Annotated in this window: 26 protein-coding genes and 1 riboswitch; of the genes, 8 read left to right on the top strand and 18 right to left on the bottom strand. The window is 73.4% G+C overall.

Features of this window, described 5'->3' with window-relative positions:
* Window positions 1–231: 231 nt before the first annotated feature.
* Window positions 232–1,848 carry a hypothetical protein gene (locus tag ACFVX9_RS35900; protein WP_387986040.1) on the top strand — a complete coding sequence of 539 codons (1,617 nt, stop codon included), beginning with the start codon at window positions 232–234 and terminating at the stop codon, window positions 1,846–1,848.
* A gap of 275 nt (window positions 1,849–2,123) precedes the next feature.
* Window positions 2,124–2,498 carry an RNA polymerase-binding protein RbpA gene (locus ACFVX9_RS35905; protein WP_030306127.1) on the top strand — a complete coding sequence of 125 codons (375 nt, stop codon included), beginning with the start codon at window positions 2,124–2,126 and terminating at the stop codon, window positions 2,496–2,498.
* Window positions 2,499–2,622: 124 nt separating this feature from the next.
* Here the strand turns inward: ACFVX9_RS35905 and fxsA are convergent, their stop codons facing one another.
* The 5 genes from fxsA to ACFVX9_RS35930 all read right to left on the bottom strand — a co-directional run bounded on the left by fxsA (window position 2,623) and on the right by ACFVX9_RS35930 (window position 7,280).
* Window positions 2,623–3,201 carry an FxsA family membrane protein gene (gene fxsA, locus ACFVX9_RS35910; protein WP_063346461.1) on the bottom strand — a complete coding sequence of 193 codons (579 nt, stop codon included), beginning with the start codon at window positions 3,199–3,201 and terminating at the stop codon, window positions 2,623–2,625.
* Window positions 3,202–3,256: 55 nt separating this feature from the next.
* On the bottom strand, window positions 3,257–4,897 hold the full coding sequence (lnt, locus tag ACFVX9_RS35915; protein ID WP_380376509.1) for an apolipoprotein N-acyltransferase: 1,641 nt from the start codon (window positions 4,895–4,897) through the stop codon (window positions 3,257–3,259).
* 101 nt (window positions 4,898–4,998) lie between these two features.
* A complete protein-coding gene (locus ACFVX9_RS35920; RefSeq protein ID WP_387986044.1) occupies window positions 4,999–5,178 on the bottom strand; it encodes a hypothetical protein in 180 nt (59 codons plus the stop codon).
* Between the two features lie 16 nt (window positions 5,179–5,194).
* A complete protein-coding gene (locus ACFVX9_RS35925; protein WP_387986047.1) occupies window positions 5,195–6,808 on the bottom strand; it encodes an amidohydrolase in 1,614 nt (537 codons plus the stop codon).
* Between the two features lie 31 nt (window positions 6,809–6,839).
* Window positions 6,840–7,280: an Lrp/AsnC family transcriptional regulator gene (locus tag ACFVX9_RS35930; RefSeq protein ID WP_045694655.1), complete on the bottom strand. Its 441-nt coding sequence runs from the start codon at window positions 7,278–7,280 to the stop codon at window positions 6,840–6,842.
* A gap of 229 nt (window positions 7,281–7,509) precedes the next feature.
* Here ACFVX9_RS35930 and ACFVX9_RS35935 point away from each other — a divergent pair, with 229 nt between their 5' ends.
* A complete protein-coding gene (locus ACFVX9_RS35935; RefSeq protein WP_208869051.1) occupies window positions 7,510–7,980 on the top strand; it encodes a hypothetical protein in 471 nt (156 codons plus the stop codon).
* A gap of 98 nt (window positions 7,981–8,078) precedes the next feature.
* Here ACFVX9_RS35935 and ACFVX9_RS35940 read toward each other — a convergent pair whose 3' ends face one another.
* Window positions 8,079–9,242 carry an acyl-CoA dehydrogenase family protein gene (locus tag ACFVX9_RS35940; protein WP_380493832.1) on the bottom strand — a complete coding sequence of 388 codons (1,164 nt, stop codon included), beginning with the start codon at window positions 9,240–9,242 and terminating at the stop codon, window positions 8,079–8,081.
* A 209-nt stretch (window positions 9,243–9,451) separates the two neighbouring features.
* Here ACFVX9_RS35940 and ACFVX9_RS35945 point away from each other — a divergent pair, with 209 nt between their 5' ends.
* Window positions 9,452–10,084 (top strand): uridine kinase, encoded by a 633-nt coding sequence (locus ACFVX9_RS35945; protein ID WP_380376516.1) that lies wholly within the window; start codon window positions 9,452–9,454, stop codon window positions 10,082–10,084.
* Between the two features lie 407 nt (window positions 10,085–10,491).
* Window positions 10,492–12,468, top strand: coding sequence for an AAA family ATPase (locus ACFVX9_RS35950; protein ID WP_387986066.1), 1,977 nt, complete (start codon window positions 10,492–10,494; stop codon window positions 12,466–12,468).
* A 38-nt stretch (window positions 12,469–12,506) separates the two neighbouring features.
* On the opposite strand, the gene ACFVX9_RS35955 is transcribed toward ACFVX9_RS35950, so the two are convergent.
* The 11 genes from ACFVX9_RS35955 to ACFVX9_RS36005 all read right to left on the bottom strand — a co-directional run bounded on the left by ACFVX9_RS35955 (window position 12,507) and on the right by ACFVX9_RS36005 (window position 22,120).
* Complete coding sequence (locus ACFVX9_RS35955; RefSeq protein ID WP_387986052.1) at window positions 12,507–13,493, bottom strand: NAD-dependent epimerase/dehydratase family protein; 987 nt, start codon at window positions 13,491–13,493, stop codon at window positions 12,507–12,509.
* Between the two features lie 98 nt (window positions 13,494–13,591).
* Window positions 13,592–14,638: a hemolysin family protein gene (locus ACFVX9_RS35960; RefSeq protein WP_063346468.1), complete on the bottom strand. Its 1,047-nt coding sequence runs from the start codon at window positions 14,636–14,638 to the stop codon at window positions 13,592–13,594.
* The gene (locus tag ACFVX9_RS35965; protein WP_380376522.1) at window positions 14,635–15,978 is read right to left on the bottom strand and encodes a hemolysin family protein; all 1,344 of its coding nucleotides are present in this window, start codon (window positions 15,976–15,978) and stop codon (window positions 14,635–14,637) included. The genes ACFVX9_RS35960 and ACFVX9_RS35965 overlap by 4 nt, the downstream gene beginning before the upstream one ends.
* Window positions 15,979–16,274: 296 nt before the next feature.
* Complete coding sequence (locus tag ACFVX9_RS35970) at window positions 16,275–16,715, bottom strand: PH domain-containing protein (protein ID WP_380483086.1); 441 nt, start codon at window positions 16,713–16,715, stop codon at window positions 16,275–16,277.
* A gap of 164 nt (window positions 16,716–16,879) precedes the next feature.
* On the bottom strand, window positions 16,880–17,728 hold the full coding sequence (gene hisG / locus ACFVX9_RS35975; RefSeq protein ID WP_363369700.1) for an ATP phosphoribosyltransferase: 849 nt from the start codon (window positions 17,726–17,728) through the stop codon (window positions 16,880–16,882).
* A 45-nt stretch (window positions 17,729–17,773) separates the two neighbouring features.
* Complete coding sequence (locus tag ACFVX9_RS35980; RefSeq protein ID WP_063346472.1) at window positions 17,774–18,046, bottom strand: phosphoribosyl-ATP diphosphatase; 273 nt, start codon at window positions 18,044–18,046, stop codon at window positions 17,774–17,776.
* Window positions 18,047–18,146: 100 nt separating this feature from the next.
* On the bottom strand, window positions 18,147–18,620 hold the full coding sequence (gene ribH / locus ACFVX9_RS35985; protein WP_063346473.1) for a 6,7-dimethyl-8-ribityllumazine synthase: 474 nt from the start codon (window positions 18,618–18,620) through the stop codon (window positions 18,147–18,149).
* Between the two features lie 71 nt (window positions 18,621–18,691).
* The gene (locus ACFVX9_RS35990) at window positions 18,692–19,969 is read right to left on the bottom strand and encodes a bifunctional 3,4-dihydroxy-2-butanone-4-phosphate synthase/GTP cyclohydrolase II (RefSeq protein ID WP_380424032.1); all 1,278 of its coding nucleotides are present in this window, start codon (window positions 19,967–19,969) and stop codon (window positions 18,692–18,694) included.
* Window positions 19,966–20,553, bottom strand: coding sequence for a nicotinamide riboside transporter PnuC (locus ACFVX9_RS35995; RefSeq protein ID WP_380483154.1), 588 nt, complete (start codon window positions 20,551–20,553; stop codon window positions 19,966–19,968). Before ACFVX9_RS35995 ends, ACFVX9_RS35990 begins: the two co-directional genes overlap by 4 nt.
* Window positions 20,554–20,609: 56 nt before the next feature.
* Window positions 20,610–21,272: a riboflavin synthase gene (locus ACFVX9_RS36000; protein ID WP_380483083.1), complete on the bottom strand. Its 663-nt coding sequence runs from the start codon at window positions 21,270–21,272 to the stop codon at window positions 20,610–20,612.
* Between the two features lie 208 nt (window positions 21,273–21,480).
* Window positions 21,481–21,608: riboswitch (FMN riboswitch) on the bottom strand.
* 197 nt (window positions 21,609–21,805) lie between these two features.
* Window positions 21,806–22,120, bottom strand: coding sequence for an antibiotic biosynthesis monooxygenase (locus tag ACFVX9_RS36005; RefSeq protein WP_159398348.1), 315 nt, complete (start codon window positions 22,118–22,120; stop codon window positions 21,806–21,808).
* 141 nt (window positions 22,121–22,261) lie between these two features.
* Between ACFVX9_RS36005 and ACFVX9_RS36010 the strand changes: the two genes are divergently transcribed.
* Complete coding sequence (locus tag ACFVX9_RS36010; protein ID WP_387986061.1) at window positions 22,262–22,957, top strand: MSMEG_1061 family FMN-dependent PPOX-type flavoprotein; 696 nt, start codon at window positions 22,262–22,264, stop codon at window positions 22,955–22,957.
* A gap of 57 nt (window positions 22,958–23,014) precedes the next feature.
* Here ACFVX9_RS36010 and ACFVX9_RS36015 read toward each other — a convergent pair whose 3' ends face one another.
* The gene (locus ACFVX9_RS36015) at window positions 23,015–23,203 is read right to left on the bottom strand and encodes a DUF1508 domain-containing protein (protein WP_063346479.1); all 189 of its coding nucleotides are present in this window, start codon (window positions 23,201–23,203) and stop codon (window positions 23,015–23,017) included.
* A 167-nt stretch (window positions 23,204–23,370) separates the two neighbouring features.
* Here ACFVX9_RS36015 and ACFVX9_RS36020 point away from each other — a divergent pair, with 167 nt between their 5' ends.
* Complete coding sequence (locus tag ACFVX9_RS36020; protein WP_380483079.1) at window positions 23,371–23,784, top strand: HIT family protein; 414 nt, start codon at window positions 23,371–23,373, stop codon at window positions 23,782–23,784.
* Window positions 23,785–24,041: 257 nt separating this feature from the next.
* Window positions 24,042–25,109, top strand: coding sequence for a glycoside hydrolase family 19 protein (locus tag ACFVX9_RS36025; RefSeq protein ID WP_387986070.1), 1,068 nt, complete (start codon window positions 24,042–24,044; stop codon window positions 25,107–25,109).
* Window positions 25,110–25,388 lie beyond the last annotated feature (279 nt).

Consider the following 25,388-nt stretch of genomic DNA (forward strand, 5'->3'; position numbering starts at 1 on the left):
AGGTCGCTAGCGCCGACCCCTCCGACCGCACACCCACCGAGCATCGGGAACGAGAAGAAAGCAACCACACACTCTTGGGTCCTGGTCCGCCGAGACAGTCCCCAGGCCCCACGTTCCAGGCGCTGCCACTCCCCCGCACGGGCCCGGGCGCGGATCCCACCGCCCCGGGTCCCGTCGTACCGGCTCCGCCCCCGCCACCCGACCCGTCCCACTCGCCCGGGGAGTCAAGGAATGCCGCTCCAACGCCACCTCAGCAAGGGCCGCGAGATCGCCCGAACCGCCGGGGACCACGCCTCCGACATGTTCGCCCCCCTCTCCGTGATCGGCCGCGGACTGCGCCACCACGCGGGCTGGGCCAAGGACCGCTGGAACGCCACCCCGAAGGAGCGCCGCGGCCCGACGCTGTTCCTCTCCGCCGCGATGCTGGTCGGCGTCTACCTGCTGCCGCACGGCCTGCTGTTCGCCCTGATCGCCCTGATGGCCAGCTCCGCCTGGACCGGCCGGGCCCCCAAGCAGGCACCCACCCCGCCCGCCCCGGACGTCGCCGACATCAAGCTCGGCGCGCTCTACGCGGCGCTCACCCCGTACCTGTGCGGCCCCGAGGACGCCAACCCGCTGTACCACTACGAGGGCCACTACAAGCGCGCCTTCGGCTCCTGGGAGTTCGACGACGAGGGCCGGCTCTCCCGGCTGGAACTCGGCTACCCGGCGTACTTCACCGACACCGAGCCGAGCGCGCGGGCCCGGATCGAGCAGGTCGTCCAGGGCAAGGCCGGCCGGGCCCGGGAGTACCGCTTCGACTGGGACGAGGAGTCCAACCGGCTGCGGATCGCCGCGCTCACCCCGCTGCCCGCCGACATCGTCGCCCAGCGCTTCGTGGCCGCCCCCGGCGAGATCGTGCTCGGCTTCACCGACGAGGACGGCACCGCCCGGACCATCCCGGTCTTCCAGGGCGGCACGATCGCCCAGCAGCCGCCGGTCGTCTGGCGCACCGGCCCGCGCTCGGCCGAGCCGCACCTGCTGGCGCTCGGCGTCACCGGCTACGGCACCTCCAGCCTGATCCGCTCGATCGCGCTCCAGGCGCTCCCGTACGGGGACCTGGTGGTGGTCGACGGCGCGGGCACCGGGGAGCACGCCTGCCTGGTCAACCGGCCCGGCGTGCACACCGTGGAGACCAGCCTGCACGGCGCGCTGGCCGCGCTGGAGTGGGCCTCCCAGGAGACCGAGCGCCGGCTCGCCGCGCTGAACGCCGCCCGGCACGCCGGCACCGCGCCGCCCGAGGACGCCACCCGCCCGCTCTGGCTGCTCCTGGACCACCCGACCGAGCTGAGCGAGCTCGCCCACGCCGAGGGCCGCCCGGACCCGCAGGACCTGCTGGAGCTGCCGCTGCGGCACGGCCGCGCCGCCCGCGTCACCGTGGTGATCGCCGACGACATCGAGGCCAGGGGCCGGATCACCGCGACCGTGCGCTCCACCACCCGGGCCCGGGTGCTGCTCGGCCCCGCCGGCCCCGAGGAGGGCCACGCCGTGCTCGGCGCGCCGCTGGACATCGTGCCCGCCGCGCACGCCCCCGCCGGCCGCGGCTACGCCCGGATCGGCAACAGCACCCCCGTCCGGCTCCAGGTGCCCGCCACCGTCGACCCGCTGGACGAGGAGGCCCCGGCCCAGCTGCGGGACGCGGTGATCGCCCTGCTGCCGCACCGCGACACCCGCACCGAGGCCGCCGCCGACCTGCCGCCCCGGCCGGAGCGCCCGCCGGTGGCCCTGCCGGCCGATCCGGCCCCCCGGGCCCACCCGGTCGACCTCGCCAAGGGCGAGCCGATGATCCGTTCCCGCCCGATCTCCTGACCGCGGCGGACGGGGGCGGCGGCGCTCGTCGAATCCCGTCCCGGTAGGCTCGTCCAGGAAAGGCCGACCGATCACCAGATGTGAAATAGGTGACACCTAGGGTGATATCCACGGCCAGATGTGACAAATCGGGCGCCGATGGGTACAAACAGGGGCGGCACGACAGACGACGCATGTCCCGGGACGGGAATCTTCGTCGGAAGCCGAGCGTTGACCGAACGACGAAGAACAGCGACCACTAGTCCTGTGGGCTATAAGCCCGGGAGGCACGATTCATGAGCGAGCGAGCTCTCCGCGGCACGCGACTCGGGGCCACTAGCTACGAGACCGACCGCGGTATCGATCTGGCTCCCCGCCAGACCGTCGAGTATGCATGTCAGAACGGACACCGATTCGAGGTTCCTTTCTCGGTCGAGGCGGAGATCCCCCAGGCCTGGGAATGCCGCTTCTGTGGCCAGGAGGCGGTACTTCTCGACGGCGACGAGCCGGAAGAGAAGAAGGTCAAGCCGACGCGTACCCATTGGGACATGCTGATGGAGCGCCGGACCCGTGAGGAACTGGAGGAGGTACTGGCCGAGCGACTGGCCGTGCTCCGCTCCGGCGGAATGAACCTCGCGGTGCACCCGCGGGACACCCGCAAGAGCGCCTGACCTCGCTCCCGCCACGGCGGGAGGACGCGAAAAGGGACCCTGGTCACCAGGGTCCCTTTCGCGTTCCCGCCTCGCGTTCCCCGGGACGGGAACGCGGGACGGGAACGCGGGACGGGAGGGGCGGTCAGCCCGAGATCGGCGGGCGGTACGTGGTGTCCGGGCCCTGCGGACCGCGCGGGCCGTCGCCTGGCTCCACCACCTCGCCCTGGATCACCTTGCCGTCCGGGCGGTGGATGCGCAGCTGCTCCTGCAGCCGCATCGCGTCCGCGAACGGGTCCGCCCCGGCGGCGACGGTGCTGCGCAGCGCCTTGTCGGCCACCCGGCGGCCACCGGCCCGCCAGAGCGCCCGGGTGGGCGGGAACAGCAGGGTGAGCGCCACCAGGTCCGACAGGAAGCCCGGGACGATCAGCAGCAGGCCCGCCAGCACCGTCAGACTGGTGCCGGTCTGGGGCTGCTCGGACTTCGGGTCCTTGCTCTGCTCGATCGCCGCGGACAGCGCCTTCAGCCCGGCCCGCTTGATCAGCGAACCGCCGATCAGCGCGCCCGCGATGAGCAGCAGCACGACGACGAATCCACCCAGCCACGAGCCCACTTGGACCAGCAGCCAGATCTCCAGCACCAGCCAGGCGGTGATCAGCAGCGGCAGCACCCGGCGGAGCTTGCCGCGCGGGGCCGGACGGGCGGGGGTAGCTTGCTGGGTCACGGTACGAATCCACTCCAAGCAGTGCTCTGCGCGCCGCACGGGAGGTCCGGGCCGGCTACGGCACCACCTGGTCCAACGATTCCCCGGCGGCCGGTGTTCCGGCGCCGGACTTCCGTCGGCGGCCGACCAGCACGCCCGCGCCGCAGGCCAGCAGGCCTGCGAGGGCCAGCGTCCACTCCGGCGCGGCGCCGACCCGGTCGGCGACCGTGGTGCCGTCGCGCAGCGGGACGACCGCCGACAGCTCGGCCGCGGTCAGCTCCTCGGTGCGCTGCTGGACCGTGCCGTCCGGGGCGATCACCGCGCTGATGCCGCTGGTGGCGGCGATCAGCACGGCCCGGCCGTGCTCGACCGCACGCAGCCGGCTCATCGCGAGCTGCTGCTCGGGCTGGCCCGTCTTGGCATAGGTCGCGTTGTTGGTCTGGACCACCAGGACGCGGGCGCCGCTGTCCACGGTGTCGCGGACGATCTCGTCGTAGGCGACCTCGAAGCAGATCACGTCGCCGATCCGGGCCGGGCCGAGCTGCATGACGCCGTTGTGGTCACCGGGGTAGAAGTCCCGGGCGACCCGCTGGAGGCGGGTGATCACCTTCATCAGCTGGGCGCGGAACGGCACGTACTCGCCGAACGGGACGGGGTGCTGCTTGGTGTAGGAGGCGCCGGGGCCGGTCTTCGGGTCCCAGACGATGCCCTCGTTCTGGACGTGCTGCGCGTCCGGGCCGTCCACCAGGGTACCGACCAGGGTGGGCACGCCGACCGTCTTCACGGCCTGGTCGATGCGCTGGTAGGCGAGCGGGTCGCTGAACGGGTCCAGGTCGGAGGAGTTCTCCGGCCAGATCACGATGTCGGGGCGCTCGACCTTGCCGGCGGCGATGTCCGCGGCCAGCCGCTCGGTCGCCACCGCGTGGTTGTTGAGGACCATCATCGGGCGGCCCAGGAAGTCCATGCCCGGGTTGGGCACGTTGCCCTGGACGATGGCGACCTTGACGGTGTCGGCCGGCGCGGTCGGCACCGGCACCAGGTACCCGGCCAGCAGCGCGGCCACCGCGCCCAGCCCCGCCAGCGCGGCGGCCCGGGGCGTCTTACGCGGCCCGCGCAGGCGCAGCACGGCGCCGGCGAGCAGGGCGCCCGAGAGGGCGACCGCGAAGGTCACCAGCGGTGCGCCGCCGAGCGCGGCCAGCGGCGTGAACGGGGTCGCGGTGTTGGCGAAGGCCAGCCGCCCCCACGGGAAGCCGCCGAACGGCAGCCGGTCGCGCGCCCACTCCTGGGTGATCCACAGGCAGGCCGCCCAGAGCGGCCAGGCCGGCAGCCGGGAGGTGAGGGCCAGGCCGCCGCCGAGGACGGCCAGGAACAGCGCCTCCACGACCGACAGGCCGACCGTCGCGTCCCAGCCGACCACCCGCAGCCAGCTGAGCAGCAGCAGGAAGAACGGCAGGCCGAAGGCGAAGCCCGTCCAGGCCGCCTGGCGGACGGTGCGGCCCCGGGTGAGCAGGGACAGCGCGGCGACGCCGAGCAGCGACAGCGGCCACAGGTCGAAGGGCGGGAAGGCGAGTGCGAGCAGCAGACCCGCCAGGGCCGCGAGGCCGGTGCGGGGAAGGCCCGCCCGGACCTTGGCGACGGCGCGGGCGGCCCGGCCGGGCCTGGGCGCCGACTCCGCCGGTTCGGGTGCGGCCCCGGGCCGCTCCTGGGTGACGGGCATGGCCACCGGCGCACCATCTTCCTGGATCTTGCTGTTCGGACGCTGTCCGAAGAAGGTACCCCGGACGGTCAGGGAAGCGTGAGGTCAGGGTGGTAGCAGGGTCAGCGGCTCACGGCCCGGCGGGCCTTGCCGCACACGCCCCCGTCGGAGGCGTCGTGCTGCTCGCCCAGGGGTTCCGGGTGGAAGTCCGGGGCGGGCAGCTCGCGGGAGACAGTGAAGTCGGCGGGGCGGTCGTCCTGGGGGCCTGTGGGCCGGCCGGCCGCCGCTTCAGCTTGCGCCACGCGGGCCTGCTCGGCGCTACTCGGCGGCCAGGTGGACGGTGCGGCCTCGGACGACGGTGCGCAGGCAGGCCGGCAGCGGGTGGCCGGGGGTGAGGTCGGGCAGGCCCGGGGTGCCGGAGCGCGGGTCGGTGGACCAGCCCGCCACCCGGGAGTCGGGGGCCTGGACGACCAGTTCGTCGGCGGCCCAGATCGCGTAGCTGGCGACGGCGCCGGGCACGAGTACGCCGTCCTGGTCGCGGCCGATCGCGCGCCAGCCGCCGCGGGTGTGTGCGGTGAAGGCCGCGCGGACGGAGATCCGGTGGTCCAGGGTCTGGTGGAAGGCGGCCGCGCGGACGGTGCCCCAGGGGTCGAGCGGGGTGACCGGGGCGTCCGAGCCGAAAGCCAGCGGCACGCCGGCCCGCAGCAGGGCGGCGAAGGGGTTGAGCCTGGCGGCCCGCTCGGCGCCGAGGCGCTGGACGTACATGCCGTCCGGGCCGCCCCAGGCGGCGTCGAAGGCGGGCTGGACGGAGGCGGTGAGGCCGAGCTCGGCGAAGGCGGCGACGGACTTGTCGTCCAGCGCCTCGGCGTGCTCGACGCGGTGGCGCAGCGCCCGGACCCGCCCGGCGCCGACCCGCTCCCCGGCCGCCCGGACGCCGTCCAGGACAGCGGCCACGGCCGCGTCGCCGATGGCGTGGAAGCCGGCCTGGAGCCCGGCCTCGGTGCAGGCGGCGACGTGGTCGGCGACCTGCTCGGCGGTCAGGTAGGCGGTGCCGGTGTGCTCGGCGTCGGCGTAGGGGGTGTGCAGGCAGGCGGTGTGCGAGCCCAGCGCGCCGTCCGCGAAGAGGTCGCCGCCGGCGCCCACCGCGCCGAGCCGGCGGGCCGTCTCGGTGCCGCCCAACTCGCCCCAGTAGCCGAAGACTTCGGGCCCTTCACCCTCGGCGGCGAGGGCCAGCAGGGCGGCCAGGTCGGCCTCGGAGGAGATCTCCGGGCCGGCGCACTCGTGCAGCGCGCCGATGCCGAGTTCGGCGGCGCGGGCGAGGGTGGCGCGCTGGGCGCGGCCGCGCTGCTCGGGGGTGAGGTGGGCGAGCGCGGTCTGCCGGACGGCGTGGTGGGCGTCCTTGGTGAGCGGGCCGTCGGCGGTGTGGCCGGGGCGCTCGGCCAGGCCGGGGGCGAGGCTGCGCAGCGCGGTGGTGGCGAGCGCGGAGTGCACGTCGGTGCGGGAGAGGTAGAGCGCGGCGCCGCGGGCGGCGGCGTCGAGTTCGGCGAGCGTGGGCGGGCGGCCCTCGGGCCAGCCGGTCTCGTCCCAGCCGTGGCCGATGAGCACCCCGCCGGGCTCGGGGCGGGCGTCGACGAAGGCGGTGACGGCGGCGAGGGCTGCGGCCAGCGAGGGGCTGCCGGTGAGGTCGAGGCCGGTGAGCGCCAGGCCGGTGGCGGTGGCGTGCACGTGGGCGTCGACGAAGGCGGGGGTGACCAGGGCGCCGTCCAGCTCGACGATCTCGTCGGCTGCGGCGGCGTACGCCTCGGCGGCGCCGTCGCTGCCGACCCAGGCGATGTGCTCGCCCTCGACGAGCATCGCGGTGGCGAAGGGGTCGGCGGGGCTGTAGACGGCGCCGCCGCGCAGCAGGACGGTCCGTGGGGTGCGTTCGGTCATGCCGCTAAGTCTGCACCTGCGGGGTTCGTCCTCAGAGCTTCGGGGGTCGCGCTTCGTAGGGGGTGGAGAGGACGACGGTGGTGCGGGTGGAGACGCCGGCGGCGCTGCGGATGCGGGCGAGCAGGTCCTCCAGGTCGCCGGGGGCGCCGACGCGCACCTTGAGGATGTAGTTCTCGTCGCCGGCGACGCTGTGGCAGGCCTCGATCTCGGGCAGGCCGGCCAGCCGTTCGGGGGTGTCGTCCGGGGCGCTGGGGTCGAAGGGCTTGACCGAGATGAACGCGGTCAGCGCCAGGTCGACGGCGTCGGGGTCGATGATCGCGGTGTAGCCGCGGATCACCCCGCGCTGTTCGAGGCGGCGCACCCGCTGGTGCACCGCCGAGGTGGACAGGCCGGTGGCCTTGCCCAGGTCCGTGTAGCTCATCCGGCCGTCCTCTAGGAGCAGCTGGACGATGCGTTGGTCGAGATCCTCCACAGTGCGCAAACCTACCCGGTCGGGGGCACGGGGGGCGCACGCGGTGTCACATCGGGTGCCCGCAGGTGTCACGCGGGCAAATGCCAGGCGAATGTGGCAGTGGATGTGGCCAAGGACACACCCGGTGCATCACGGTGCACCGGACCGCAGGGTTATGAGCCCGAATCGGAGGGAAGTGCTGGTTGTGGCCCCGGGCGACCACGCCGGGCCCGATCCGAGGGGGATCCTCATGCCGACTGACCAGCGTGCCCTGGGCGCCGACGAGACCGACGATACGACCGGCCGCGACGACCTCGCGGTCGATCACGGCCACGTCCCGGGCATCGACCCGGGCGAGGCCGAGACCTGGGACATCTTCCGGGTGCACTGCCCCGAGTGCCGCCGCCCGATCGCCCTGGTGGCCGACGAGGAGCGGCTGCCGCAGCACGCGCTGCTGCCGACCGCCTGGAACCCCTTCGCCCCCGCGCTGTGCCCGGGTTCGGGCACGCCGACCGACGACCTCGCCGAGGTGGAGACCCCGGAGGACGACCAGCCGGCCGGGCTCGACGCGCTGTTCAGGCTCCCCACCGAACTCGACTGGCGCACCCAGCCGTTCTCGCACGCGGTGGCGCACCGGCCGACGCGGACCGCCGTCGTCGCCCCGGCCGTCCCCGTCATCTCGGCCATCCCCGAGCAGCGCCGCCGCCTGGTCCGGCGCTGACCCGCCAGCCCGCGCAGGCGGGTTGACGCAGAGACGAAGACGCCTCCGGCCGTCACTCCGCACCCTGGAGTGACGGCCGGAGGCCGTTTGTGGGGGGCTCAGCCCTTGGTGAGGTGGCGGCCGATCACCAGGCGCTGGATCTGGTTGGTGCCCTCGACGATCTGCAGCACCTTCGCCTCGCGCATGTAGCGCTCGGCCGGGAAGTCCTGCGTGTAGCCGTAGCCGCCGAGCACCTGGACCGCGTCGGTGGTCACCCGCATCACGGCGTCGGTGCAGAACAGCTTGGCCATCGCCGCCTCCTTGGAGAACGGCAGGCCCGCGTCCCGCAGCCGGGCGGCGGACAGGTAGAGCGCCCGCCCGGCCTCGATCTGGGTGGCCATGTCGGCGAGCATGAAGGACAGGCCCTGGAACTCGGCGATCGGGCGGCCGAACTGGCGGCGGGTGCGCGCGTAGTCGACCGCGAGGTCGAGCGCGGCCTGGGCGACGCCGACCGCGCAGGCGGCGATGCCGAGGCGGCCGGAGTCCAGTGCGGCGAGCGCGATCTGGAAGCCCTGGCCCTCCTCGCCGATCAGCCGGTCGCGGGCGACCCGGGCACCGTCGAAGTGCAGCTGCGCGGTCGGCGAGGAGCGCATGCCCATCTTGTGCTCCGGCGGGGCGGCCGACAGGCCCTGTGCGTCGCCCGGGACGAGCAGGCAGCTGATGCCCTTGGAGCCCTCGTCGCCGGTGCGCACCAGGGCGCTGTAGAAGTCCGCCCGGCCGCCGTGGGTGATCCACGCCTTGGTGCCGTTCACCACGTACGCGTCGCCATCGAGGTCGGCGCGGGTGCGCAGCGCGGCCGCGTCCGAGCCGGACTGCGGTTCGGAGAGGCAGTAGGCGCCGAGCTGCTCGCCGGAGAGCATTCCGGGCAGCCACCGGCCGCGCTGCTCCTCGGTGCCGAAGCCGGCCAGCGCGTGGCAGGAGAGGGTGTGCACGCTCACCCCGAGGCCGACGGCCAGCCAGCCGGCCGCCAGCTCCTCCAGCACCTGCAGGTACACCTCGTAGGGCTGCCCGCCGCCGCCGTACTTCTCGTCGTAGGGGAGGGAGAGCAGGCCGGCCTCGCCGAGGGTGCGGAAGACCTCTCGCGGGAAGCGGTCGGCGGCCTCGTCCTCGGCCGCGCGGGGCTGCAGCTCGCGCTGGACCAGGTCCCGGGTGAGGCTCAGCAGCTCGTGGGCCTCCTCGCTGGGCAGCTGGCGCTCCACGGCTTTCACTGGGGACGGGGTCATGGCGGCGGTCGCCTCCTCGATCGGGCACCGGAGCGTGGTGTGGCTGGTCCGGCGCGGGTGTGGCAGGTCGGCCCGACCGGCACCGGATTACGGTGAACGGCCGTTCACAGGCATGGCGATGCGAGTATGCCGGAAACCGGCGCCGCCGTCACGATCACCCAGGAGTAACTGGACGGACTGGTGGGCTACGGCACCGTAGGGTTGCCGTTGTGGCTGCTTCCCGACCCCTCGCCCCCGCCCTTTCGCCCGTTCCCGGCGACGCGGTGGCCTCGCTCGCGGCGGAGCTGCGCGCGCTGCCGCCCTCCTGCGGGCCGGTGCGGCTGGTCGCGGTGGACGGGCACGCGGGCTCGGGCAAGACGACCTTCGCCGGGCGGCTGGCGGCGGCGCTCGGCGGGGCGCCGGTGGTCCACCTCGACGACCTGGCCACCCACGCCGAGCCCTTCGGCTGGACCGGGCGGCTGCGCGAACAGGTGCTGGAGCCGCTGGCGGCCGGCCGGGACGGTGCGTACCGGGTGTACGACTGGACGCTGCGCCGCTTCGCGGGCACGGCCGCGGTGCCGGTCGCCCCGGTGGTGCTGGTGGAGGGCGTCGGCGCCGGGCGGCGGGCGGTGCGGCCGTGGCTGGCCCGGGTGATCTGGCTGGAGTTGGACGCCGCCTCGGCCCGGCGGCGCGGCGAGCAGCGGGACGGGCCGGATCTGGCCGAGTTCTGGGCCGGCTGGGCGCGGGCCGAATCGACGCATTTCGCCGCGGATCCGAGCCGTCCGTTCGCCGGGACGCGAGTCGACGGGGTGACCGGACGAATCACGCCGGGCACCGTGGGTGAACCTTCAACAAGCCCTTGACCTGCACTGTCACCAGGATTTAGGTTCTCCTCAGCCGCCGGAACGGGATGTTCCGGCCGCCTCGGACCCGGCGTCCCCGACTTGTTCCCCCGTGAGCCGGGGGCGCCGTCCGGTCCTTTCCGAATCGCGCTCCCCCGCCGCCGGCCCAGGCCCCCACCCGCTCAACGACCGCTCACACGATCGCATTTGACTCCGTGGGCGCCCTTCCGGATCAGCGCCACGCCGGTACGATTCCTCGCAGGCGCAGATGCGCCCGGGGGCTTTCGACCACCGGCCCGGCTGCACGCAGGCGACCTGCCACCGAGCCCCGGGCCAAGCCGCGGGGGGCGTGAGTGACGACGGTGGACAGTTCGGACAGCAACGCGGGCGGCCCGGACCGGCTCGCCGAACGCGCGTGGCTGCGTGCCATGGACGCGTACACGGCGGGCGCGTACGCCCGTGCCGAGGAGGAGTTCCGCGCGGCCGTCCGGCTGGACCCGGGCATGGCCGACGCCTGGCTCGGCCTGCACGCGCTGCGCAGCGACACCTCGGCGGCGCTGCTGGCCATGTACCGCAACCAGAAGCGGTTCGGCGAGCAGCGGCGGCGCCACCGCCGCCCGCTCAGTTCCTGGTACTGGCTGGGCTGGTGGGTGCAGCCCGTCCTGGAGGACGCCCGCGACCTGGCGCTGGCGCACGCCTCGCACTGGCTGGACGGCCGCCACCTGGCCGAGCTGGACCGGGCGCTGGAGCAGTGCCCGGCGCCCAGCGAGGACCCGTCCGCCCAGTTCCTGTACGCCTGCCGGTCCTATCTGCTCAAGGACTGGGAGCAGCTGATCCGGGACACCGACCGGCTGCTGGACGACCCGCTGCTCGGCATCGAGGCCGGGCTGTTCGCCGGCATGGCACGGGTCCGGCTGGACATGTGCGCCCAGGCGCAGGCACCGCTGGCCGCCTCGCTGGCCCGCTGCCGCTCCGAGCAGCCCCAGCGCAAGGAGCTGCGGTACTGGCTGGCCCGGGCGTACGAGGGGGCCGGGCGCAGTGCGGCCGCGCTGCCGCTCTACCGGGCGGTGCACCGGGCCGATCCGGTGTTCATGGACACCGCCGCGCGGCTGGCCGCGATCGCGGCGGAGGACGGGTTGGCGGACGACCTGCCGGACGCCCTGCTGGACGGCGGCCTGCCGTCGGGCGGGCGGGCGGCCGGGTACGAGGACACCGAGCCGGACGAGATGGACGAGGCGGACGAGACGGACTTCCAGGACGGGAACGGGTACGCCACGGCGGGGGGCTTCGGCGACGCGGCCCCCGGGTTCACCGAGAGCGCCGGGTTCACCGAGGGCGCCGGGTACACCGGCGGGGTCGGATTCGTCGAGGGGGTCGGGTTCCTCACGGGGCCCGGCCCGGGCGACGGCTCCACGGCCGGCCCGGCGCCGCAGGCGGCCGGCGAGCGGTCGGGTTCGCCGGGCGGCTCCGCCGCCCCGCTGCCGGCGCCGGTCCGCGCCGAGGCCCAGCCCCGCACCGCTCCGCTTCCCGCCGCCCAACCGGTCGACGACGAGCGCGAGTTGGACGCGGCGCTGGCGGAACTCTCGCTGATGGTGGGCCTGGAGCCGGTCAAGCGCCAGGTGCGGGCGCTGTCGGCGCAGCTGCGGATGTCCAGACTCCGGGCCGCGCAGGGCCTGCCGGTCCAGCCGCCCAAGCGCCACTTCGTCTTCTCCGGCCCCTCCGGCACCGGCAAGACCACCGTGGCCCGGATCCTCGGCCGGGTCTTCCACGCCCTCGGACTGCTCTCCGGCGACCACCTCGTGGAGGCCCAACGGGCCGACCTGGTCGGCGAGTTCCTTGGCCAGACCGCGGTCAAGGCGAACGAGCTGATCGACTCGGCACTGGACGGCGTGCTGTTCATCGACGAGGCGTACAGCCTCTCCAACTCCGGCTACACCAAGGGCGACGCCTACGGCGACGAGGCCCTCCAGGTGCTGCTGAAACGCGCCGAGGACAACCGCGACCGCCTGGTGGTGATCCTGGCCGGCTATCCCGAGGGCATGAACCGGCTGCTCGCCACCAACCCCGGCCTCAACTCCCGCTTCACCACCCGGGTCGACTTCCCCAGCTACCGCCCGAACGAGCTGACCGCGATCGGCGCCGCGCTGGCCGGCCGGGACGGCGACGGCTGGGACGAGGACGCGGCCGAGGAACTGGCCAGCATCTGCACCCACGTGGTCCGCGAGGGCTGGATCGACGAACTCGGGAACGGCCGGTTCATCCGCACCCTGTACGAGAAGTCCTGCGCCTACCGGGACCTGCGGCTCTCGCTGCTGCGCGAGCCGCCGGGCCGGGAGGACCTGGCGACCCTGCGCCTGCCCGACCTCGTCCAGGCCTACGGGGAGCTGATCGACGGCCGCGGCTGAGACCAGCTCCCCGGGATCACGCCGGGATCGCGCCGGGCTCAGCCCCGGAGCAGCTCGGCCTCGCGCTCGGGGTCGAGGCCGACCTTCGGCCGGTCGGCGCGCTGCGGGGCGACGCCGCCGATCGACCGCAGCCAGGTCCAGGTGTCCTCGACCGTCTCGCCCACCGGCCGGCAGCGCAGCCCGGCGGCGACCGCCCGGTCCACGGACGCGCCGTGCAGGAAGTCGTTCAGCTCGCCGGGCGCCAGCCAGATCGGCAGCTCCGTCCAGGGCTCGACGCCGGCCGCCAGGATGCGCTCGGGGTCGGTCCAGCGCAGGTCCGCGTCCGAGCCGGTGACCCGCACGCAGGCCTCCAGCAGCTCGCCCATCGTGGTGTGGCCCGCCGGGCTGACCACGTTGCACGCGCCGCCGAGCCGGGCCGCCGCCGCGTCCAGCAGCCAGCTCGCGAGGTCGCGGACGTCGATGTACTGCAGCGGCAGGTCGTACGGGCCGGGGGCGAGCACCGGGCCGCCCCGGGCGATCCGGTTCAGCCACCAGGGCAGCCGGCCGATGTTCTCGTGCGGGCCGAGGATCAGCCCGGCCCGGGCGAGCAGGGCGCGCCCACCGAACTCCGCCTCCAGGGCCAGTTCGGCGCCGCGCTTGGCCTCGGCGTAGGGCACCTCGCCCTCGGCGTCCGGGGACGACCCGACCACCTTCGCCGACTCGTCCGCCCCGCGCGCCAGCGGGTAGTCGTACACCGACCGGCTGGAGACGTACCCGTAGTGGCCGACCCGGCCGGCCAGCAGGCGGGCGCTGTCGCGCACCGCCGTCGGGGCTCCGGACCAGGTGTCCACCACCGCGTCCCACTCCCCCGTGGCCAGCGTCGCCAGCCCGCCCTCGGCGGTGCGGTCGCCCAGCAGCGCGGTCACGCCCGCGGGCGCGGGCTGCGTACCGCGGTTGAGGGCCGTCACCTCCCATCCCCTGGACAGCGCCTCCTCGGCGACGACCCGTCCGACGAAATTCGTTCCACCCAGCAGGAGAAGCCTCATGCCGACCACCCTGCGCCCAGGGTGGCCGGCATGGGAACGGCTGCACGCTGAGAGCAGAATCGCCCGCAGCGGACACGCCGTCAGCGAAAGGGGCAACCTCAGGCGGCGGAGCGGTGGTCCGGGTCGTGCATCTCGCCGACCAGCTCCTCCAGCACGTCCTCCAGCATGACCACACCGAGCGTGCGGCCGTCCTGGTCCAGCACGGCGGCCAGGTGGCAGGTCGCCCGGCGCATCGCACCGAGCGCGTCGTCCAGCGGGAGGCTGCCGCGCAGCACCGTGATCGGACGCCACAGCCGGGCCGGGACGGGCGCGGACGGGTCCTCCACGTCGAGGATGTCCTTGAGGTGCAGGTAGCCCAGGTAGCCGTGGCCGGCCGGGTCGCCGTCGGTGACCGGGAAGCGCGAGAAGCCGGTGCGCAGGGCGAGCTCCTCGACCTCCGCGGCGGTCACCTTGGTGTCCACGGTGACGAGCTGCTCGGGCTTGAGCAGCACCTCGGTGACCGGGCGGTGGCCCAGCTCCAGGGCGTCCTCCAGACGCTCCTGGCGGCCCTCGTCGAGCAGGCCGGCGTCCCGGGAGTCGACCAGCAGGTACATCAGCTGCTCGGTGGTGAACACCGACTCGACCTCGTCCTTGGACTCGACCCGGAACAGCCGCAGCACACCGTTGGCGATGGCGTTCAGCAGGCTGATCACCGGGGCCAGCCAGCGGGCCAGCCGGTCCAGCGGCGGGCCGAGCCAGAGCGCGGCCTTCTCCGGGCCCGCCATGGCCATGTTCTTGGGCACCATCTCGCCGATCACCATGTGCAGGAAGACCACGACGGCCAGCGAGATGCCGTACGAGAGCGGGTGCATCAGACCGGACGGGACGCCGATCGCGTGGAACGGGCCCTCCAGCAGACTGGCGATGGTCGGCTCGGCCAGGGCGCCGAGGCCCAGCGAGCAGACGGTGATGCCGAGCTGGGCGGCGGCCAGCATCGCGGACACGTTGGACAGCGCGTGCAGCACGGTGCGGGCACGCTTGTGGCCGGCCTCGGCGAGCGGCTCGATCTGGCTGCGGCGCACCGAGACGACGGCGAACTCGGCGCCGACGAAGAAGGCGTTCCCGAGCAGGAGCAGGACGGCGACGGCCAGTTGGAGCGCGGTCATCGGGCGTTCTCCTGGTCGTCTCCGAACGAGGCCGGCGCGCTGGTGCGCTCGACCCGGACCTGGCTGGTGCGGTGCCGGTCGACACCCGTCACGGTGAAGCGCCAGCCCGGCAGCTCCGCCTGCTCGCCGACCTCGGGCAGCTTGCCGAGCAGGTCGGAGACCAGGCCGGCCAGCGTCTCGTACGGGCCGTCCGGGGCGATCAGGCCGATCGCCTCCAGCTGGTCGATCCGGGCGCGGCCCTCGGCCTCCCAGGCCGGCAGGCCGTTCACCGGGGGCAGCGGGAGCAGCTCGGGGCGGTCGGCGGGGTCGTGCTCGTCCTGCACCTCACCGACGATCTCCTCGACGATGTCCTCGACGGTGACGACGCCGGCGGTGCCGCCGTACTCGTCGACCACGATGGCCATCGGCTGGAGGCGGCGCAGCTGGTCGAGCAGCCGCTCGGCGGGCAGGGTCTCGGGCACCAGCAGCGGCGGCGAGGTGAGCTCGCCCACCCGGACCAGGCCGCGCCGGGCGGCCGGGACGGCGAGGGCGTCCTTGAGGGTCACGATGCCGGTGACCTCGTCCAAGCTGTGGGTGTAGACCGGGAAGCGGGACAGGCCGGTGGCCCGGGTCAGGTTGATCACGTCGGAGGCGGTGGCGTCGCTCTGGAGGGAGGCGACGTCGATCCGCGGGGTCATCACGGACTCGGCGGTCAGCTCGCCCAGGCCCAGGGTGCGGACGAACAGGGTCGCCGACTCCTCGTCTATCGCGCCGGCCTTGGCCGAGTGGCGGGCCAGCGAGACCAGTTCGGCCGGGGTCCGGGCGTGGTCCAGCTCCTCCTGCGGCTCGACGCCGAAGGCGCGGACCGTCCGGTCGGCCGCCCCGTTGAGGAAGCTGATCAGCGGGCGGCAGGCGAAGGAGAAGGCCATGTGCGGGGCGGCGACCGCGCGGGCCACCTGGAGCGGGCGGGAGATCGCCCAGTTCTTCGGGACCAGCTCGCCGATCACCATCTGCACCACGGTGGCGAGCACCATGCCGACGACCACGGCGACGCCGCGGGCGGCCGACTCGGGCACGCCGATCCCGGTCATGACGGGGCTGAGCAGGGTGGACAGCGCCGGCTCGGCGAGCATGCCGACCACCAGCGAGGTGACGGTGATGCCGAGCTGGGCGCCGGAGAGTTCGAACGAGAGGTGCCGCAGGGCCCGGGAGACGCGGGCGGACTTGGCGTCGCCGGCCCCGGCGGAGCGTTCGACCGCCCCGCGCTCGACGGTCACGAAGGCGAACTCGGCGGCCACGAACAGGCCGTTGGCGAGGATCAGCAGGAGGGCTGCGAGCAACAGCAGCCAGGCGGTGATCACAGTGCCGCCTGCCTTCCGCTGACAGGAAGGTGGGCGGCGCAGGTACTACCGGACGGATCGTCCATCGAGGGGGGAAGTCACTCCTCAAGTCGTCTTTCGGGCAGGACGGAAGTTTTGCCCTGCTTTTACCAGCGTAGACCATAGCCGGACGATGGTAGGAAGAGTGTTCGGACCCGCCGGGCCGAGGATTCGCAGGCCCGGCGGGGCCCGGCGGGGTGTCGGGAGCGGGCGTCGGCGGGCGGGCGGTGCCGGTGTGAACGGGCGGGCGCCGACCGGCGGCGGCGGTGGCGCGGGGCTCAGGCCCTGGCGTGGTGCTCGACCAGGTCGCGCAGGGCACGGGCCTGCGCGATCGCCTGGTCCTTGCCGACACCGGACTGGATGCCGACCGCGGCGAGCGAGGTGCCGTCGGCCAGGTCGAGGGTGGCCCACGGGTCGCCCTGGCGGAAGTTGACCCGGACGATCTCGGCCCAGGTGAGCCGGCGGCTGCGGACGAAGTTGACCACCGTCACGCCCTGCGCGTCGGCGCTCACCCGGGGGCGGGCCAGCATCAGGCCCACGCACGCGAACAGCACGCCGCTGCCCGCCATCATGATCCGGTCGTTGAGCTGCCAGTTCTCCGGGAGCGCCACGGCCATCACGGCGAACAGCACCACCAGCAGCGCGCAGACCGGCAGCAGCACGGCGCGGGTGCGGCGCGGCGCCCAGGTGACGGGGAACTCGACGGGCGGCGTGGACACGTGGGGTCTCCGGTGGGGTGGTTCGGGGGAACGGTCGTTCCCGGGAACGACGGTTCCGGGCAACGGACGGATCCAGACGAAGGGCGGGGACGCCGGTCAGCGTCCCCGCCCCATTCAACCGTTCCTTACCCGCACCACGGCGGGCGAGGTCGCCGCCGCGCCGGTCAGAGGCGGCAGGCGTGGATGTTGGTGACCAGGATGGCCCGGGCGCCGATGGCCCACAGGTCGTCCATGATCTGCTGGGCCTCCTTGCGGAGCACCATCGAGCGCACCGCCACCCAGCCCTCGGTGTGCAGCGGGGAGACGGTCGGCGACTCCAGGCCGGGGGTGAGCGCCACGGCGGCGCCGACCTTCTCGGCGCGGATGTCGTAGTCCATCAGCACGTAGCGGCGGGCCACCAGCACACCCTGGAGGCGGCGCAGGAACTGGTCCACCCGGGTGTCCTCGCCCGCGCCCTTGGGGCGGATCACCACGGCGTCCGAGATCAGGATCGGCTCGCCGAACACCTCCAGGCCGGCGTTGCGCAGGCTGGTGCCGGTCTCCACCACGTCGGCGATCACGTCGGCGACGCCCAGCTGCACCGCGGTCTCCACCGCGCCGTCCAGCTTGGTGACGGTCGCCTTCACGCCGTGGTCGGCGAGGTGCTGCTCGACCAGGCCGGTGTAGGAGGTCGCGATCCGCAGGCCCTCCAGGCCCTTGACGTCCTCGACGGCGACGCCTTCGGGGCGGGCGAAGCGGAAGGTCGACGCGGCGAAGCCGAGCGCGAGCACCTCCTCGGCGTTGGAGTGCGAGTCCAGCAGCAGGTCACGGCCGGTGATGCCGACGTCCAGGCGGCCGGAGCCGACGTAGACGGCGATGTCGCGCGGGCGCAGGAAGAAGAACTCGACCTCGTTGTTCGGGTCGACGAGGACGAGCTCCTTGGGGTCCTTCCGCTGGCGGTAGCCGGCCTCATGGAGCATCTCCGCCGCGGGACCCGAGAGCGAACCCTTGTTGGGGACGGCGATGCGCAGCATGGGAGGTTGGTTCCTTACCTGTGGGGAGGGGCGTGCGGTTCGGGTTTAGAGGTACTTGTAGACGTCGTCGAGCGTCAGCCCGCGGGCGATCATCATCACCTGAACGTGGTACAGGAGCTGTGAGATCTCCTCGGCGGTCTGCTCGTCCGTCTGGAACTCGGCGGCCATCCAGACTTCGGCGGCCTCCTCGACGACCTTCTTGCCGATCGCATGGACGCCCTGCTGGGCGAGCTGCGCGGTACGGGAGGACGAGGGGTCGCCGGTGGCGGCCTTCTGCTGGAGCTCGGCGAAGAGCTCCTCGAATGTCTTCGAAGCCATGATGGGACTCACCTTACGGCGTGCGGGCTGACCGGCGGTAAACGGTCCCGGACCGTGGACAGTCCGTTGGACGTCCACGGTCCGGGTCGGGGCGGTGCGCTCAGAGCGCGGCGCGCAGCACCGCGGCGGTCGCGACGGCGGCGGTGACCGCCTCGTGGCCCTTGTCCTCCGCGGAGCCGGGCAGGCCGGCGCGGTCGAGCGCCTGCTCCTCGTTGTCGCAGGTCAGCACGCCGAAGCCGACCGGGACGCCGGTGTCGACGCTCACCTGGGTGAGGCCGGCGGTGGCCGCCTGGCAGACGTAGTCGAAGTGCGGGGTGCCGCCGCGGATCACCACGCCGAGGGCGACGACCGCGTCGTAGCCGTGGTCGGCGAGGCGCTTGGCGGCGACCGGCAGCTCGAAGGTGCCGGGGACGCGCAGCACGGTCGGCTCGGTGACGCCCAGTTCCTTGAGCGCCCGGTGGGCGCCGTCCAGCAGGCCGTTCATCACAACGTCGTGCCACTGGGCGGCGACGACGGCGACCTTGAGGTCGGCGGCGCCGTCGATGGTCAGCTCGGGGGCTCCGTGGCCGCTCATGCTCGTTCTTCCTGTCCGTCGTCATGGGGTGCGTGGGGTGTGGGGTGTGGTGCGTGGGGCGCGGGGTGGGTTCAGGAGTCGAGGCCGGGCAGGTCGTGGCCCATCCGGTCACGCTTGGTGCGCAGGTAGCGCAGGTTGTGCTCACCCGGCGCGATCTCGACCGCTTCGCGCCCCTTGACCTTGAGGCCGTGCTCGGTGAGCGCGGTGAGCTTCTCCGGGTTGTTGGTGAGCAGGGTGAGCGAGCGGACGCCGAGGTCCACCAGCATCTGCGCCGCGATGCTGTAGTCGCGGGCGTCGGCCGGCAGGCCGAGGTCGAGGTTGGCGTCGACGGTGTCGCGCCCCTGCTCCTGGAGTTCGTAGGCGCGCAGCTTGTGGGCCAGGCCGATCCCCCGGCCCTCGTGGCCGCGCAGGTAGAGCACCACTCCGCGGCCGGACTCGGCGACCTTGTGCAGCGAGGCCTCCAGCTGGGGGCCGCAGTCGCAGCGCAGCGAGCCGAAGACGTCGCCGGTCAGGCACTCGGAGTGGACCCGGACCACGACGTCCTCGCCCTCGGGCAGCCGGCCGTCGGCGCCGAGGCCGCCGGCCACCAGCGCGATGTGCTCGACGCCGTCGATGGTGCCCTGGTAGCCGACCGCGGTGAACTCGCCGTGGACGGTGGGCAGGGCGGTCACGGCGGCCCGGTCGACGTGCAGTTCGGTGCGGCGGCGGTAGGCGATCAGGTCCTCGATGGAGATGATCGCGAGGCCGTGCTCGCGGGCGAAGGCGACCAGCTCGGGCAGCCGGGCCATGGTGCCGTCGTCGTTGACCACCTCGGCGATCGCACCGGCCGGCGGCAGTCCGGCGAGCCGGGCCAGGTCGACGGCGGCCTCGGTGTGGCCGGGGCGCACCAGCACGCCGCCCTCCACCGCGCGCAGCGGGAACACGTGCCCGGGGCGGGTGAGGTCGCCGGGCTCGGTGCCGGGCGAGGACAGCAGCCGGACGGTGCGGGCGCGGTCGGCGGCGGAGATGCCGGTGTCGACCCCCTCCCGGGCGTCCACCGAGACGGTGTACGCGGTGCCCTTGCGGTCCTCGTTGACCTGGGTCATCGGCGGCAGCTTGAGCCGGTCCAGCTCCTCGCCGGTCAGCGGGGCGCAGATCACGCCGGAGCTGTAGCGGATGGTGAAGGCCATCAGCTCCGGGGTGGCGGCGGAGGCGGCGAAGACGATGTCGCCCTCGTTCTCACGGTCCTCGTCGTCGACCACGATCACGGCGCGGCCGAGGGCGATGTCGGCGATCGCGCGCTCGACCGGGTCGAGGACGAGCTCGGGTGCCACCTCGCGGTCGCGGTCGGCGGTGTGGTTCTCGGTCATACCGTGGCTCCCTGCGGGACGTTGGCGGAGTTGACGCGCGGCTCACGGCTGCTCAGCCACCACGAGCGCAGGCCGAGCAGCACCAGGACGAAGTAGATCGAGTAGGTGAGGCCGGAGAAGGGGTAGCCGTTGTTGAAGGCGAGCGGGACGCCGACCACGTCGACGGCGATCCAGGCGAACCAGAACTCCAGCCAGCCACGGGCCTGGGCGACCATCGCGGCCAGCGTGCCGACGAAGATGTAGGCGTCCGACCAGGGGCTCCAGGACAGGCTGGGGTGGGCCGTGAACAGCCAGGCCAGCGCGACGGTGCCGGCCGCGGTGCCGACCACCAGGGCGGCCCGCTCCGGCCAGGTGGCGAAGCGGACGGCGATCGTGCCGGTGTCCCGGCGGCCCCGCCGCCACTGGGCCCAGCCCCAGGCGGCGGTGACGAGCACGATCAGCTGTTTGCCGATCAGGCCGGGGACGTGGCCCCCGAGGTAGGCGGCGATCAGCACGGCGCCGGACAGGAGTTGGAGCGGCCAACTCCAGACCGAGCGGCGCCAGCCGAAGGCCAGCCCGGCCAGGCCGAGCAGGTTGCCGAACATGTCGGCCCACTTCACGTGCTCGCCGAAGACGGTGAACGCTTCTCCGCTGAGCCAGTTCACTTGGACTCTCCGGCGATCGTCGGGGGAAGGGTGCGGGAGTCGAGCAGTCGCTCGACGTACTTGGCGAGCACGTCCACTTCGAGGTTGACGCTCTCGCCGACGGCCTTGGCGCCGAGCGAGGTCAGCGCGAGGGTCGTGGGGATGAGGCTGACGGTGAAGCTGTCCCGGGCGGCCTCCACCACGGTGAGGCTGACGCCGTCGACCGTGATCGAGCCCTTCTCCACCAGGTAGCGGGAGATGGTGTCGGGCAGCGAGAAGCGCAGCACCTCCCAGCGCAGGTCGCCGGCCGCGTCGCGCTCGCCGGGCTCGCGGCCCAACAGCGTGCCGGTGGCGTCGACATGGCCCTGGACGAGGTGGCCGCCGAGCCGGTCGCCGAGCGCCATGGCGCGCTCCAGGTTGACCCGGGAGCCGGGCTTCAACTCGCCGAGGCTGGATCGGTGCAGCGTCTCGGCCATCACGTCGGCGCTGAACTCGCCCGTATCGGCCGCCAGTTGGTCCGGGCTGTCGACGACGGTCAGGCAGACGCCGTTGACCGCGATGGAGTCGCCGTGCCGCGCACCCGTACAGACCACCGGGCCGCGCAGGCGGATTCGCGAGGAGTCGCCGATCTCCTCGATCGACACGACCTCGCCGAGCTCTTCGATGATGCCGGTGAACACCCGGGTTCTCCTCGCGCTTGGGGGCGCGGACTCCGGGGCGGCATGGGAGATGACACGGACGGGCAACGGCGCGCGAGCCGACGGCACGACCCGTCGCCGGGATGCCGAGGCCGCCGGGAGATCGCTCGCCCGGCCCGGGAGACACCTCTCCCGCCGTTCACCTGGCCGTGGTCCACCGGGGGACCACGGATACTGCTCTTCGTCCGCCCGCGCACGCCTCCCATCCGGACTTTAACCGTCGGTCCAGGAATTTCACCTGGTCAACCGGCCGCTGGCTGCGGACGGGTCGCGGACTGTAACCGCCGGTTCGGATTTTCACCGACCCCGGAGTGCGCTGAACGTCACTGCTGTTGGGGTCATTCTGCCACGACGCGCGCAAGGCCAGGGAGAGCCTTCCGCTGTGGCCTGTTTCACGCGGATGCGGGGAATGTGCGGCCGGGTGGTAGGTGACGCCCACAACGTGGCGGTCGCCTACGGAGGGTGGCAGGCACGTACGGAGGGTAGTGGGTACGGCCGGAGCGCGGCGGGTGCGGTCAGAGCGTGGCGGGTGCGGCGATCGACGTGAAGTGGGTGACCACCGGCGGGTGCGCGAGGTAGCACAGCTCGCCCTCCGACCAGACCGGCCGGATCCGCCACATCGGCCCCGCGTACCCGCGCAGGGCCGCCTCGTCGCGCCAGCGGCTCACCACGAGCACCCGGTGTCCGTCCTCGGTCACCGAGCGCAGCAGTTCGCCGCCCAGGCAACCGTCGGTCCGCCCGAGCTGCGGGATCACCTGGGTTGTCAGCAGCACACAGAATTCCTCGATGCGACCGGCCAGGACCTGCCCGGCCCAGATCCTCACGATCACGACCACCACCTCCGAGCGGAGCGCCTGGCCCCATTATCAGCGTAAAACCGCTGGTGGGGAGGGGTGGCGGGGAAGCTTTACCGAGGGGTGCACCGCCCGGCGGCCAGGCGCTCCGGAAAGGGGTTCGGCTAGATTTCCGGTATGACCAGCACACCGGAATCTGTCATTGCGTCAACCACCGCTCCGGACATGCCGGGCAGCCTGTTCGCCGCCCTCAGCGCAGGGGCGCTGACCGACCCGGCGCAGCTGCGCGAGATCTACGAGCAGCCCGGCGAGCACGCGCGCCGCAAGCAGGTCGACCACCTGCACGAGGTCGCGCGGCGGCTGATCGCCTGCTCCTCGCTGGTGTTCGTGGCGAGCTCGGACGCCGCCGGGCGCTGCGACGTCTCCCCGCGCGGCGGGCCGGCCGGGGTGGTCTCCGTCCTCGACGAGCACACCCTGGCCATCCCGGACGCCACCGGCAACAAGCGGTTGGACACCCTGCACAACATCCTGGAGAACGGCCGGATCGGGCTGCTCTTCGTCGTCCCGGGCCGGGACACCACGCTGCGGGTCAACGGGCGGGCCTGCATCTCCACCGACCCGGAGCTGCTGCGGCAGCTGACCGCCGTCGGCAAGCCCCCGCGCAGCGCGATCGTGGTGGCCGTCGAGGAGGTGTACGCGCACTGCCCGAAGGCCTTCCTGCGCGGCTCGGCGTGGAAGCCGGAGAACTGGCCGGCCAAGGACGCGCAGCCGACCTCGGCCGAGATCACCCTCTCGCACCTGCGGGACGAGTCGCTGACCGTCGAGATGATCGAGCAGACCGAGCGGGAGGCGCTGCTCTACCGCTACGAGTGACGAACGGTGCGGGCGGGCGTGGCGCGCTCGGTGCTCGGTGCTCGGCGCTCGGCGTGCTCAGGCGGCCTTGGGCACGTCCACCACCGGAGCGTCGCTGGCCGCCCGCTGGACGGCCTCGACGCCCTTGTGGGCGGCCTCCTTGCTGGAGTAGCCCTGGCCGGTGGCGACGATCTCGCCGTTGCCCGCCTTGAGCCGGAACCGGTACTTGCCGCCGGCGTCCTCGTAGACCTCGAACTTGCCCGCCATCGGGCCACCTCCTCGTACGGCGCGCGGCGCGCCTCTGGTCGACCCCCTCCAGCACCGTGCGCCCCCCGACCGGGCGGCCGCACCTGCTCGGCGGCCGGACGGGTGACGCCCCGCAACCGCGCGATCGCGGAAGTGCCGGGGCGGCCGCCGGTGGATTGAATGGACGGATGGACTGCGTCTTCTGTGCGGTGGTGGCGGGCGAGGAGCCCGCGCACCGAGTGCTGGACGACGAGGCGGCGGTGGCCTTCCTGGACCGGCGGCCGCTGTTCCCCGGCCACGTGCTGGTCGTCCCGCGCACCCACCGCCGCACCCTGGCGGACCTGCCGGCCGCCGAGGTGGGGCCGTTCTTCCTCCAGGTGCAGCGGGTGGCCGCCGCGGTGGAGCGCGGATTGGGCGCGGCGGGCAGCTTCGTGGCGGCGAACAACCGGATCAGCCAGTCGGTGCCGCATCTGCACGTCCACGTGGTGCCGCGCAATCCGAAGGACGGGCTGCGCGGCTTCTTCTGGCCGCGGGGGAAGTACCCGGACGAAGCGGGGGCGGCGGAGGTCGCGGCCCGGCTGCGGGCGGCGCTCGGGGGCTGAAGGGGGCGGGTCGGGGGCCGATGGGGCTCGCAGGGGCGCCGGGGGCGTGCGCACCGCATTTGTGAGCCGGTTTCACCCACTCTCTTGACAGGTATAGAACACTCCGCTTGAGTCGCCTTCACGGCCCCGCACCGGCCCACACCCCGGTCGGCCGCCCCCCTGGCGCACCCCCGCACGGGACCCGGCTCCCCTGCCCCGCTCAAGTCCCTGTCACGACGACGTGCGGCCCCCACCGCACAAGGGGTGATGACGTGTCAATGAAACGCCTGCTCGCGCTGCTCTCCGCCGTGGTCACGGCGCTGGCGGTCGCGGTGCTCCTCCCCGCCTCCGCCAGCGCCGCCGCCTGCGGCACGCCGTGGAGCGCGGCCACCGCCTACACCGGCGGCGCGGCCGTCTCGTACAACGGGCACAACTGGAACGCCAAGTGGTGGACCCAGAACGAGCCCCCGAGCACCGGCGGCACCGGGGTCTGGGCCGACCAGGGCTCCTGCGGCGGGTCCACCGACCCGACGCCGACCCCGACGTCCGGCACCTGCAACTACCCCGCCTGGGTCGCCGGCCGCGCCTACGTCGCCGGCGACATCGTCCGGTACACCAACGGCGGCTACTACCGCGCCACCCACGACAACCCGGGCTACGACCCGGTCATCAGCACCTGGTACTGGGAGCCGTACGGCTGCGGCTCGACCCAGCCGCCCAACCCGGGCGGATTCCCGGTCAGCCGGGCCCAGTTCGACCAGATGTTCCCGGGCCGGAACTCCTTCTACACCTACCAGGGCCTGCTCGACGCGCTCGGCGCCTACCCCGGCTTCGCGGCCACCGGCAGCGACACCGTGCGCCGGCAGGAGGCCGCCGCGTTCCTCGCCAACGTCAGCCACGAGACCGGCGGACTGGTGTACGTGGTCGAGCAGAACACCTCCAACTACCCGCACTACTGCGACACCTCGCAGCCGTACGGGTGCCCGGCCGGGCAGGCCGCGTACTACGGGCGCGGGCCGATCCAGCTGAGCTGGAACTTCAACTACAAGGCCGCCGGCGACGCGCTCGGCATCGACCTGCTGAACAATCCGAACCTGGTGCAGACCGACCCGGCGGTGGCCTGGAAGACCGGCCTCTGGTACTGGAACACCCAGAACGGGCCGGGCACCATGACCGCGCACAACGCCATGGTCAACGGATACGGCTTCGGTGAGACGATCCGCAGCATCAACGGCTCGCTGGAGTGCAACGGCAACAACACCGCCCAGATGCAGCACCGGATCAGCCTGTACCAGAGCTTCGTCCAGATCCTCGGCACCGTCCCCGGGGGCAACCTGAGCTGCTGACGGCTCGCCCCCGCCCCACCACGCGCCCCGCTACGCCCGGACCGGTCATCACACCGTGGTGCCCGTACGCTGCCGAGCGTAGCGGGGCGTACTCATGTGGGGGGCGTCCTCCTGCGGGAGCAGCGGAGGGCGGTTGAAATCGTCGTTCCGGCGGACGACTTCGCAGGTCGCGGACCCCTACGCTCAAGGCATGAACGAACTCGCCGGCCTCGTGCAACAGACCGCCGACCGGCTCGCAGGCCAGCACGTCGGTGCGGTGGTCGCCGGGCTGGCCGGCGG

The sequence above is a fragment of the Kitasatospora sp. NPDC058243 genome (assembly GCF_042882025.1).
GTDB lineage: Bacteria > Actinomycetota > Actinomycetes > Streptomycetales > Streptomycetaceae > Kitasatospora.